11 protein-coding genes are annotated in these 12,769 nt (G+C 30.5%); 8 read left to right on the plus strand and 3 right to left on the minus strand.

Annotated elements, in window-relative coordinates:
- Window positions 1-139 precede the first annotated feature (139 nt).
- From CXP39_RS00390 to CXP39_RS00415, 7 genes are all read left to right on the plus strand, one after another.
- A complete protein-coding gene (locus CXP39_RS00390) occupies window positions 140-1,897 on the plus strand; it encodes a YfcC family protein (protein WP_051591887.1) in 1,758 nt (585 codons plus the stop codon).
- Window positions 1,898-1,958: 61 nt separating this feature from the next.
- A complete protein-coding gene (gene rbsK / locus CXP39_RS00395; RefSeq protein WP_027048373.1) occupies window positions 1,959-2,882 on the plus strand; it encodes a ribokinase in 924 nt (307 codons plus the stop codon).
- Between the two features lie 38 nt (window positions 2,883-2,920).
- A complete protein-coding gene (gene gltX, locus CXP39_RS00400) occupies window positions 2,921-4,375 on the plus strand; it encodes a glutamate--tRNA ligase (RefSeq protein WP_027048374.1) in 1,455 nt (484 codons plus the stop codon).
- A gap of 77 nt (window positions 4,376-4,452) precedes the next feature.
- The gene (locus CXP39_RS00405) at window positions 4,453-5,661 is read left to right on the plus strand and encodes an HD domain-containing protein (RefSeq protein WP_027048375.1); all 1,209 of its coding nucleotides are present in this window, start codon (window positions 4,453-4,455) and stop codon (window positions 5,659-5,661) included.
- 28 nt (window positions 5,662-5,689) lie between these two features.
- Window positions 5,690-6,088, plus strand: a complete 399-nt coding sequence (gene rpoE / locus CXP39_RS03945; protein WP_036256386.1) for a DNA-directed RNA polymerase subunit delta — start codon at window positions 5,690-5,692, stop codon at window positions 6,086-6,088.
- A 53-nt stretch (window positions 6,089-6,141) separates the two neighbouring features.
- A complete protein-coding gene (locus CXP39_RS00410; RefSeq protein ID WP_027048377.1) occupies window positions 6,142-7,746 on the plus strand; it encodes a CTP synthase in 1,605 nt (534 codons plus the stop codon).
- 217 nt (window positions 7,747-7,963) lie between these two features.
- Window positions 7,964-8,308, plus strand: coding sequence for a hypothetical protein (locus CXP39_RS00415; protein ID WP_027048378.1), 345 nt, complete (start codon window positions 7,964-7,966; stop codon window positions 8,306-8,308).
- A gap of 99 nt (window positions 8,309-8,407) precedes the next feature.
- Here the strand turns inward: CXP39_RS00415 and CXP39_RS00420 are convergent, their stop codons facing one another.
- The 3 genes from CXP39_RS00420 to CXP39_RS00430 all read right to left on the minus strand — a co-directional run bounded on the left by CXP39_RS00420 (window position 8,408) and on the right by CXP39_RS00430 (window position 11,622).
- Window positions 8,408-9,877, minus strand: coding sequence for an MFS transporter (locus CXP39_RS00420; RefSeq protein WP_036256387.1), 1,470 nt, complete (start codon window positions 9,875-9,877; stop codon window positions 8,408-8,410).
- Window positions 9,878-9,888: 11 nt separating this feature from the next.
- A complete protein-coding gene (locus CXP39_RS00425) occupies window positions 9,889-10,584 on the minus strand; it encodes a glycerophosphodiester phosphodiesterase (protein WP_027048380.1) in 696 nt (231 codons plus the stop codon).
- Window positions 10,585-10,791: 207 nt separating this feature from the next.
- The gene (locus tag CXP39_RS00430) at window positions 10,792-11,622 is read right to left on the minus strand and encodes an aldo/keto reductase (protein ID WP_027048381.1); all 831 of its coding nucleotides are present in this window, start codon (window positions 11,620-11,622) and stop codon (window positions 10,792-10,794) included.
- 131 nt (window positions 11,623-11,753) lie between these two features.
- On the opposite strand from CXP39_RS00430, the gene fba reads away from it, so the two are divergent.
- A complete protein-coding gene (gene fba / locus CXP39_RS00435) occupies window positions 11,754-12,653 on the plus strand; it encodes a class II fructose-1,6-bisphosphate aldolase (protein ID WP_027048382.1) in 900 nt (299 codons plus the stop codon).
- The last annotated feature ends 116 nt before the right edge of the window (window positions 12,654-12,769 follow it).

Consider the following 12,769-nt stretch of genomic DNA (forward strand, 5'->3'; position numbering starts at 1 on the left):
ATAGTAAAAAACAAATTAAACAAGACAATAAAACTATTTTCACACGTTATTTTTTTATTTTATTATCTTAATATTATAAATATTAAAGTATAATTTTATAAAAAGCACGAAATATTATATTGTAGAAAGGTACTCAGCTATGGATCAAAATAAGTTAGAAAGACTAAATGATCTTAAGAAAAATGTTGAATTAAAAATTCTCCAAGAAAATAATTTGCCAGATAATGGCAATGAAGAGAAAACTAAAACGATAGAACTTCTTAATATTTCTTTAGGAGAAATTAATAAACGTATTGATGAATACTATCAAGAAAATCCATCAGCTTCAGTTAGTGGAGTTGTAAAGAAACCAAAAGTTAAAAAAACTCGCAAAATGTGAGCTGCTGTAGTTATTTTATTATTAATTGTAGCTGCAGTTGTTTTTCTATCATGAATTTTGAAATTGACTGGAAAACAAGTAGTTTCAGGAGTTGATGAACAAGGTAATGAAATTTGAGTACCGATTAAAGCTTTAGGAATTCTCGATATTTTTTATTTACCATTAAAGGGATTTGAACGCCAAGTTGAAATTGTAATTTTTATTTTAATGATTGGTGCTTTTATAAATGTAGTTGTTCGTTCTAAAGCATTAGAAGGAATGGCTCAAAATATCACTCTTACTTTAAAAGGAAAAGAAATTTGAGCAACTGTTCCGTTAATGTTGTTTTTCTCTATTTGTGGATCAATTGAAGGAATGTGTGAAGAGTCACTGGGATTCTATGCCATTTGTATTCCACTGATGCTAATGGCTGGATTTGATACTTTTACAGCTTTTTTAATTGTTTTTTTGGGAGCAGGAATTGGAGTAGTTGGTTCAACCTTGAATCCTTTTGCTGTGACTGTTGCTGTAAATGAATTAAATGAGTGAGCAAAAGACCCAAACTTTATTTCATCAGGAGATGGTTTGGTTTGAAGATTTGGTACTTGAGCTGTTTTAACAATATTTGCAATTGTTTTTACAATTAAGTATGCCAAAAAGGTAAAAAATGATCCTCAAAAATCTGTAGTATTTGCTACTTTAGAAGGCGATAAAAAGTTTTTTCTCGCAAATTCTTATGAAAAAATTGAAATGAATTGAAAGCGTAAGATTACTGTTTGAGTTTTTTGTTTGACTTTTCTACTTATGTTAGTTTACTTAGTTAAATGAGATAGTATCTTTGGAATTACTTGATTTGAGACTGCTTCGCAATGAGTTCACGAACATTTGTGATTTTTCTCTAGCCAAATTCCAGGGATTGGAGTTGGATATTTAATTGAGGTTGCAGCCTTTTTTATGATTGCAACTGTTATTTTGGGTCTTGTAAATGGGCTAGGCCAAGAAAAATTTTTGGGACAATTTACAGAAGGCGCTGCTGATTATATTGGGGTTGTTTTTGTTTTGGCAACTGCGGCTGGAGTGTCAATTGGGATTGAAAATTCTAATATCAAATTTTTAATTACTGAGGTTGTTAAAAATGGGTTATCTGGAGTTCAAAGTTCATATGTAAAACTTATTTTGTTATTTTTAATTTTTATTCCAATTTCATTTTTGATTCCGTCTACTTCTGGATTTTCTGCATTAATTTTTCCACTAATTGCTCCAATTGTTGCAATTGAAGGTCAAACGCCAGGAACTTGAGTAGCTCACCCAGCATTAGCGTCAGGTTCAATTGCAGCTTTTGTCAATGCTAATGGGTTCGTTAATTTATTTACTCCAATGTCTGCTGCACTAATGGGTGGTTTGGCATTATCGAGAGTAGAATACGGAACTTTTTTGAAAAAAATGCTTCCTTTCTTTGTTGGAGTGTTAGTAATTATAATGACAATGTTATGTATAGGAGTTTATATTTCTGAAAATGTCAATCCAGTACTAGCATAATTTAAATCAAAAAAAGGCTTGTGCCTTTTTTTAATATATATAATTATCTTAAAGGAGTCCTATGCATAAGATAGTAGTTATTGGTTCACTAAATGTAGATTCAGTTTTCAAGGTTAAAAAAATACCAAAACCAGGAGCAACAATTTTTTCGAGCAGCTTTGAATATCATTTTGGTGGTAAAGGTGCTAACCAGGCATATACGATAGGTAAACTTGGTGGCGATGTTGAACTTTTAGGTGTTGTTGGAAATGATGAGTATGGAAGTAAAATTTTGCAGCATTTAAATAAAGAGGCAAATGTTAAGATTGATCAAATTAGAGTCAGTTCCAAATTTTTTACAGGAATGGCAAATATCATTGTTGATGATTTTGGTGATAATCAAATTATTGTTCATTCAGGAGCCAACTTTGACTTTGATTCCAAATATTTGGAAACTATCAAAAAGGTTATTGATTTAAAAGAAATTATAATTTTGCAGTTAGAAATTCCTCTCAATATTGTTGAGGATATTATCAATTATGCCCATGAGCAGCAAAAAATAGTTATTCTAAATCCGGCTCCAGTCCAAAGCAATTGTGAAAAGTTTTTATCAAAAGTGGATTACTTAATTCCCAATGAAACAGAGCTTGAAATTTTAATGAATCAAAAATTTGAATCGCAAAGTCAATTTTTAGAAGCGGCACAAAAATTTGTTAAAGAAAAACATATTAAAAACCTGATTGTTACTTTGGGGGCTGCTGGATCATATCTTATCACCCAAAACGTATGTAAGTTTATTAATGTTTACAAGGCTAATGCTGTTGACTCAACTTGTGCTGGAGATAGTTATCTTGGGGCATTCGCTACAAAACTTTCTCAAGGAATTGCCATAGAAGATGCTTTGGACTATGCTGCTTTAGTAAGCGCAATAGTAGTTACTAAAAATGGGGCTCAGAGTTCAATCCCTTCTCAAGAAGAAATTGAAAAGGTAAAGTTATTTAAATAAAAGTATTATAATTAAAAAAGTTATTTACAAGGAGAAAAATGAAAAAATATAGACTACGTTATGCCCCATCACCAACAGGGTATTTACATATTGGAAATACAAGAACAGCATTGATGGATTATCTTTTTGCAAAACATTACAATGGAGACTTTATTGTTAGAATTGAAGATACTGATATTGCCAGAAATGTAGAAGATGCAATTGATTCACAATTTAGCAATTTGAATTGATTAGGGATAATTCCTGATGAATCAATTCTTAATCCCGGTGCCTCAAAATATGGCAAGTATATTCAATCAGAAAAATTAGAGATATATCGTGAGCATGCGCAAACTCTGATCAATAATAATTTTGCTTATAAATGTTTTTGTTCAAGTGAAGACTTGGAAAAAGATTATGAAAAACAAGTCGCTCGGGGAATTGTGGCAACTAAGTATTCTGGAAAATGTGCCAACTTGGATATCCCAACAATTGAAAAGCTGGAAAGAACTCAAACAGAATACTCAATTCGTTTTAAAGTTCCCGCCAACGGAATATGAACCATTAATGATTTGGTTCGTGGACAAGTTACTTTTGAAGCAAAAGATTTGGGAGATTTTGTAATTATTAAATCTAATGGAATTGCTACTTATAATTTTGCAGTTGTAGTCGATGATCATGATATGGAAATAACTCATGTTGTTCGTGGAGAAGAACATATCTCAAATACTCCTCGCCAAATGATGATTTTTGATGCTTTTAATTGAGTTTATCCAGACTTTTGTCATTTAACACTAATTGTTGATTCGACAGGAAAAAAATTATCAAAGCGTAGTGGTAATTCATTGTTTTTTATTGAACAATACCGCAGTCAAGGCTATTTACCTGAAGCAATGTTTAACTATATTGCTTTATTAGGATGGTCCCCTCCCGGAGAACAAGAGATTTTAAATAAGGAAGAATTGATTAGTATCTTTGATGAAAAGCGTTTTTCAAAATCACCTTCGACATTTGATATGGTGAAAATGAAATGAATTAATTCTCAATATATGAAAAAACTGAGTGATGAAAAGTATTTAGATTTCATTAAAAATTTCATTGATAAAACTCGTTTTGATACAACTAGCAAAACAAAGGAATGAATTGATCAGGTCTTATTATTATTTAAAAAGGAAGTTGAATTTGGAATACAAATTAATGACCACTTAAATATATTCTTCAATGATATTCAAATTGATCAGGAAGTTCGCAATCAACTAGAAGAGCTGGAAAATTATGAAATTCCAATAACTATTTTTAAAAATAAAATTGCTAATTTGAAACATTGAAGCATTGAAGCAATCAAAGAAGTTATTAAAGAAACAGGAATTGAAGCTAACTTAAAAGGTAAAAATCTATTTATGCCTATTCGCATCTCTGCGTCTAAGTCTCAACATGGTCCATCATTAGCTGACGTTATCTTTTTGTTAGGGCAAACAAATGTTCTAAAAAATATAGACAGTTTTAAGTTTTAAAAGCGTGACAAGCGCTTTTTTGTTGATTTAACGGAATATTTGCATATAATTGATTTGAAAAGAGTAACGAGGTATATATGTTTGAAAAAGTGATTAGAGACAGTGTACATGGCGATATCTATATTAACGAAGAGGTTGTGTATCAAATTATGAATACTCCTGAAATGCAAAGAATGCGTCGAATTCTTCAATTGGGTGGCGCACAATTTGCTTATCCAGGAGCATCACACACAAGATTTTCTCATTCAATTGGCGTCTATCATATTGTAGGAATGTTTCTAGATGCTCCTGGTTTTAAAGAAGTAAATGAAAAAGATCGAATTTTAGTTAAGTTAGCAGGATTAATGCATGACTTTGGACATGGACCTTTTTCGCATACCTTTGAAAAAATCACTACTAAAAGTCATGAAGATTATACAGCTGATATTATTAGAAATTCAAACGGTAATATTGCACCAATTTTAAAAAGTTTTAATATTGACCCAGAAGAAGTTATTCAAATTATTGAAGGAGTTTACCCCAATAAAGCAGTTAATTTACTAGTGAGCTCGCAGCTAGATGCTGATCGTTTGGATTATTTAATGCGCGACTCATATAATTGTGGAGTTAATTATGCCGCTTTAGACATCAAGTGAATGGTTCGTCACGCACAAGTTATTGACGATAAAATTGTATTTCCTAAAAAACTTGTATATGCGATTGAGTCATATTTGCTAGGTCGCTATCATATGTATAAACAAGTATATAATCATAAACTATCAATTGCTTTTGACGCAATGTTCATTGTTTGATTTAAAAGATTAAAATATTTGTTTGATAAAGGTTATCAATTCAAACATTCTTACATTGGAGAAATGTTCAAAGAAATTTTTAACAAACAAGAAATTCCTCTAGAAAAATATCTGACCTTTGATGATTACTTTATTTTTGAAATTTTTAAAATGTGCGCAATTGAGGACGATCAAATTTTAGCTGATTTGTCTGATCGTTTAATTAATCGCCGTATATTTGCTTATTGTGAATTTTCAGATATTAAAGTAGGAGAGATGAAGACAAAACTAAAGGAGGCTGGATATAACTTAGATTATTACTTTATTTCAATAACACCAAAGCAGTCTTTAATTTATAAAGACGGAATTATTGATGGAAAAGATGAACGAATTTATATTCAAAATCACAACAAAATTCAGTCAATTCAAAAGTTGAGTTTATTGACTGATTCTATTAAAGAAATAAATGAAATTAAATTAGAAAAAAAATATTTATTTCCAAAAGAAATAGTGTAAAATAGATTTTTGTAAGGTGAGGTGCGAGATGAAATTATCCAACATTGATATAGCTTACGAATTTCTGAAACAGAAAAATGATGCATCAAAATTTGATGAAATTTGAAACTCTGTAGCAGAAGTAATCGGAGCTGCTGGTAAAAACAAAAACTCTGTGATTGCAGAACTATATAGTGACCTAGTTTTGGATAACAGATTTTCATTGACTCCAGAAGGAACATGAGCTTTAAGAGAAAACGTAAAGTTTGAAGATATTAAAAAACAATACGCTTACGTTGATGAACTTGGGAAATCAAAGAAAACAAAAATTAGAGAAGTTGAAGAAATTGAAGAGACTTTGGAAGTTGATGAATTAGACGTCGAAGAAGATGAAGAAGACATCGAAGAAGATGACGATTTTATTGACGATGACGAAGAAATTGATTAGTTGTAAAAACGTAAGTTTTTGCGACTTTTTATTTTTAGAAAGAGGGAATTGCAATGAGTAAATATATATTCGTAACTGGAGGAGTTGTTTCAGGATTGGGAAAAGGGATTACTGCCAGTTCATTGGGAACGCTATTAAAAAACAGTGGTCTAAAAGTTTATATGCAAAAGTTTGATCCATATTTAAATGTTGATCCAGGAACAATGTCTCCATACCAGCATGGAGAAGTTTTCGTAACTGATGATGGGGGTGAAACAGATTTAGATTTAGGACATTATGAACGTTTCATTGATGAAAATTTATCAAAGATATCATCAACATCTGCAGGAAGAATTTATTTAGATGTAATTGAAGCTGAACGCCGTGGAGATTGAGCTGGAAAAACAATTCAAGTTATTCCTCATATAACTGATGCAATCAAAGCAAAAATTTATGCTGCTGCTGAACGCAGTGAAGCTGATGTGGTTATTTCTGAAATTGGTGGAACTGTTGGAGATATTGAGTCTCAACCATTTATTGAAGCCTTACGTCAAGTAAGAAGAGAACAAGGACGTGATAATGTTTTATTCATTCATGTGGGTCTACTTCCGTATCTGACAGCTTCTAAAGAATATAAAACAAAGCCGATTCAGGCATCGGTAAAAGAACTTTTAGGAATGGGAATTCAACCTGATGTAATTGTTGCTAGAAGCGACAAACGTGCTCCAACAGAAATTAAAGATAAAATTTCTTTGTTCTGTAATGTACCGATTAAAAACGTTATTGAAGCAGTTGATATGGATTCAATTTATAAAGTTCCAGCAGAGATGAAGCGTCAAGATTTACATAAAATTGCAATTGAGCACTTAAAATTAAAAGCCAAGGAAACTCAATCAGCAGAATGAGATCAGTTTGTTAAAAAAATTAATGATGCTATTGAAGACTTTGAAGTTACATTTGTTGGTAAATATATAGAATTGCAAGATGCCTATTTATCTGTTATTGAGTCACTTAAAATTGCTGGATGAGAGTATGGACGCAATTTAAAAATTCGCTGAATTCAAGCAGATGAAATTACTGAAGAAAACTACAAAGAAAAATTTGCAGTTTCTCAAGGAATTTTAGTTCCCGGAGGATTCGGAAGTCGTGGTGTTGAAGGAATGATGCTAGCTTCCAGATTTGCTCGTGAAAATAATATTCCATATTTAGGAATTTGTTTGGGAATGCAAATTGCAACAATTTCAATTGCACGTGATATCTTAAAATTATCAGATGCAAACTCAACTGAATTTAATAGCGAAACTAAAAATCCTATATTTGATTTTATTAGAGGAATTGATCGTGATAATATTGGGGGAACTTTGCGTCTAGGAAAAATGCCAACCAAATTAAAACAAAATTCAATTGCAGCTAAATTGTATGAAAGTGATATTGCCTTAGAACGTCATCGTCATCGCTATGAATTTAAAAATGAATTACGTGAAAAATTTGAAAAGCATGCAGGAGTAGTATTTTCAGGAATCTATGAAGAAAAAGATTTAGTCGAAATTATTGAACTACCAAAGCACAGGTTTTTTGTAGCATCGCAATATCACCCTGAATTTACTTCTCGACCAAACAAGCCAAATCCTTTATTTAAAGGTTTTGTTGAAGCAATTATTAAAAATGTGAATAAATAAACACAAAAGTCCATTTTTGGACTTTTTTATATGCTTTAAAGAAATATGTAAAATTAGTTAAATGAAAGTATTCAATACATAAAGTTTGTAAATATTTTTTTTAGCTATAAAAAGCATAAAATCGTAGTTATTATTTTAGCACTTTTAAAAATATTAAAAAATCTTTTCATTTTGATGTAAAATTAATACTACAAACAAAAATTTTACGGGAGACAATATGATAGAAAAAACACGCTTATATAAAACTGCAATGAACTTTAATTTTTTTGCATTAGTTATCTGATTTTTAGTTGGATTATTATACGGAAATATTTTGGCTGGCTTTGTTTTATGTGGAATAAGTGCTTGCTGAATTATTCCAATGACTATAGCAACTAAAAAAGCTAAGGACGAAACTTTTCAAGGAATTGAAAGATCTCATTTAGCATTAGCTATTTGCTCAATGATATTTATTTGAATGATTTCAGGGCTATTAATTTTAATTGCATATACAATGTGCAGCAAATGTAAACAAAATGATACTAATATTATGCCTGTCTGACCTGAAAATCCCAACAAATAGTTTGATAAATAAAAAATGTACAACAAACCTTTTCTATACAGAAAGTGCACAAACTTATTGCACTTGCTACATATGGCTCGTTACACATTTTTTATTTAATTATTTAGATATTTCAGCAATTTTGTTACGATTTTTTTTAAAAATAAATTTGTCACTATTTTTGTATAATAGTATATACAATGCTGTTCCGCAAATTAAACCGAATACTGCAAATACTGCAACCACTAACAAAATTAGCTGATTTCCAGTTTGATTGGCAACTATTGTACCATTTTCTAAAACCATGTTATGTTTGGATTCAATAGCTGATCTTATTTGTTTAAAGAAAGCATCAGGAGTAAAAGCAATTACTGAAATTATATTAACTCCAGCTGCATAATCTTTATTGTCAACTTTTAATTCTGCTCCAATTGGGGTTCATCTAATTGTAACTAATGCTCATGTAACCATTCCCAAAAGAATTAAGTTAAGTCCAGCAGCAAACTGAATTATAATTTTACCTGTGCCAAAGTTGCCGGCCCCCTCTTTATTAAAATCGTTGTTAAATCCTGGAAGCATAATTGCTATACAAACAAGTACAATTCCAATAAGCAGTCCAACACAAATCAAAAATATATATGAATGCGATTTGTCAGCACGCTTTCCAAAAGGTGAAGCAATTAGAAACCTCATAACATAGGTTCTAAAGATTCCAATTATCATTACAGCAACAGCGGGAATTAAGAAAACATTGTTCATATAGTTTATATATGAACTTAATCCCATTTGCAGCATATAGACACCTAATACTAAAAATCCTAATAATCATATTTTTCATTGTTTAATTACAGCAACCAAAGATTTAACTGAAAATGATGTTTCAGGAATTTTAGGTTCTTTAATAACAAAGAAAATCATTATTAAAGAAAGAACAGTTAACAAAACATAAATTGTTACCAAAATAAAAAATCCTAAACTAATTTCGGTTTCTTTGATTACTAAGTTAGGTAAAAGGCCATTAGTTGATAAGGTTAATAGTAAAGTTCCAAACAAAGCCAATGTCAAACCAATTAGTCCATTCATCATTCCTTGGTAACCATTGTTAGCACCGACACGTTTTTCTTTTTCTTCTCCTAAAAGTTCTTCAGTTCCATGGTTTTTGATCACTTTTCATAATGGTGCTCAAAATAGTCCACATGTAGCAAAAGAAAATCCTCCAAAAATGAAATATAGTTGATATTTAATAACGTTAGAGTCAGGATTAACAGCACCAATAATTGGTAGCATTAAATATCAAGCACCTAAAATACTAGTAAGGGCCAAAGAAAGTACCATTAGATGCTTACTTTTAAATTTATCTCCAATATAGGCTCCTAGAATGTAGCATGGGAGTGCTACAAATCCATAAATTGCTCCAGCTTGAGAATACTCAGCCGCTGTCAAGTTTAAGTTACCATTAATATTTGGAATATAGTTTTCCATGTAGAATGGTATGGCCATAACAACAACATCTGCAAGAGCCAGAATTAATAAGGGAAAGTTTTTTTTGAAATCTTCAAAAAAACTTCATTTTATTTTTTTAGTTTTCATATATATTCTTTCTATATTTTAAGATCTTTTTTGTCGCTAATAAACGCATTTAGCAGTTTTTTTGGATAAATGCTTTTAATGATAGTTACATCTTCATTTTTTTTAAATGTTCAAATATTCATCGGCAAATTTATATTCAAATAAAACTCTGAACTACGCTTTAGAGAGCCAACATAAGGATGTAAATAATCAAATCCCTTAATTAAATTAGGATCATATTCTGATGGCTTCTCCATTAAGTAACCTTTCTTAAAGTCTTTCCCAAACTGAGAAATTCATTTGAGAGTTGAATGAGAAAAGGAAGAAACAATAATTTCAGCGGTTGTCGATTTTCTTAAGATGTCTAAAGCTTCCTTAATAGATTTATATTCCAAATCTGTATACCGATCAGGTTTTATTTCAACATTAATCATAATGTATTTCTTAGAAATTTTTTTAGCAAAATCATCGATAAAATGTGCAGGAACTCAATCAGGATTTTTAACAAAAAAATCTAAGTTTTTTAATTCATCATAAGTTAATGACCTAATCGTTTTATTTATTCCAGCAATTCGCTTTAGATTGTGATCATGAAAGATAATTATTTGCTTATCTTTTGTCATTCTAATATCAAATTCAACGGCTTTGCAAATTTTTAAAGCCTCAATAAAATCAATCATTCTGTTTTCTCCTGTTTTGCTTCTAAAACCACGATGTGCAACTAACATATAGTTCCTTTCTAACTTATTATTTAAAATAAGATAATAACTAAGTATTACAATCTAATTATAGAATAAGAAAACGGTATTTTTGGAAAAAATTCCATTTAATGATTGAAAAATAGAAAATAATCTAAATAATTACACAAATAAAAAAGTGCTAGACCTTTGGTGGTATAACACTTTGAGGATTTTTTTGATTGCTTGCGCATGAATTTATTTTTTAAATGGATTGACTGGTTGATAATTTAAGTTTAAATCCTGTGTCATTAAGTTAATTTGAGATATTTCCTGATCGGTTAATTCAAATTTTTCTAAATCTTGGTTTTCGTAAATTCTTGAAGGTGTCACAGATTTGGGAATAATAATAATACCTCTTTGTAAGGCTCATTTTAAGGAAACTTGAGCAGGAGTTATTGAATATTTTTTAGCCAAATGCTGAATTAGTTCAAAATCAGCTACTTGTCCTTTCATAATTGTTTGTCATGATGTTACTGCAATGTCACTTTCATTACAAAAATTAACTACGTCTAAACGAGGAACTGAAGGGTTTAATTCAACTTGATTCATAGTAGGCTTAATATTAACTTTTGGTAAAAAGTCTTTTAGATCCTCAACTGTAAAATTTGACACCCCAATAGCACGAACTTTTCCTTCTTTGTATAAATATTCCAAAGCTTTATAGCATGATAAAGCTTTTGGCGTTGGTCAATGAACTAAGCACAAGTCTAAGTAATCAGTTTCCAGCTCCTCAAGAATTTGATTAAAGTGCTCTAATGTTTGGTCATAATCATGATAATCATTTCAAATTTTTGATGTAATGAAAATTTCGTTACGAGGAACTGCTGATTCCTTAATTGCTTTTGCAATATGCTTGTGATTTTGATAATATTCCGCCGTATCAATGTGACGATATCCAATTTCTAATGCGTATTTAATTGAATCAACAGCTTGTTGCTCATTTTCCATACGATATGTTCCTAAACCAATGATTGGCATTGCGATGCCATTGTTTAAAACACGAGTGCTTTTTAATAATTTTTTCATATTTTTCACCTCACTTATTATTATAGTCCCAAAACAAAAGAAAAAAATGCCTGATATTTATTAATAAGACTACCAAAAAACAATAAAGATACTATAATTAAAAGAGTATAAAAGAAAGAGAGAATTATCACATGCCAAAAATTTACGGTAATAAATTAGTTAATGCTCATAATATGGTTCACGCTGCTTACAAAGGTAAATATGCAATTGGACATTTTAACATTAACAACTTAGAATGAACAAAAGCTGTTTTAGAAACAGCTCAAAAAACAAACACTCCAGTTATCATTGCTACTTCAGAAGGAGCAATCAAATATATGGGTGGGGCAAATGTTGTAGTTGGAATGGTAAACGGACTATTAGAAGATTTAAACATCACTGTTCCTGTAGCTTTACATTTAGACCACGGTCAATCAGTTGAAGCTGCTAAAAAATGTATTGAAGCTGGGTATTCATCAGTAATGTTTGATGGATCACATTTTTCATTTGAAGAAAACTACGCAAAAACAAAAGAAGTAGTCGAATTTGCTAAGCAATACGGAGTTTCAGTTGAAGCTGAAATTGGAACAATTGGTGGAGAAGAAGACGGAGTTGTTGGTAAAGGTGAATTAGGAGATCCTGAAGAAGCTAAAAAAATGGTTGACTTAGGAATTGATTTCTTGGCAGCTGGAATTGGTAATATTCATGGTCCTTATCCAGCAAATTGAGAAGGTTTAGCATTTGAACAATTGAAAAAAATTGAAGATGCAATTAACTTTCCAATGGTAATGCATGGAGGATCAGGGGTTCCTCAATCTCAAGTTGAAAAAGCAATTTCTTTAGGGATTTCAAAAATCAATGTTAATACAGAACTGCAATTGTCATTCCAAAAAGCAACTAGAGCATACATTGAAACTGGAGCGGATCAAGATATGGTTAAAAAAGGATTTGATCCTCGTAAATTATTGAAACCTGGTTATGATGCAATTGTTTCAGAAATGACAAACCTAATTACTTGATTTGGAGTAAAAGGGAAAGCTGACGAAATTTAAAAATAGGCTAATAAATTTAAAAGAACTGTAGTTGCAGTTTTTTTATTTTTTGCAACAAAATATTAATTTTTGAGTTAAAATTATTTAGTAATATTAAAGTATCTAATATGACAACA

Source organism: Mesoplasma syrphidae (genome assembly GCF_002843565.1).
Taxonomy (GTDB): domain Bacteria; phylum Bacillota_I; class Bacilli_A; order Mycoplasmatales; family Mycoplasmataceae; genus Tullyiplasma; species Tullyiplasma syrphidae.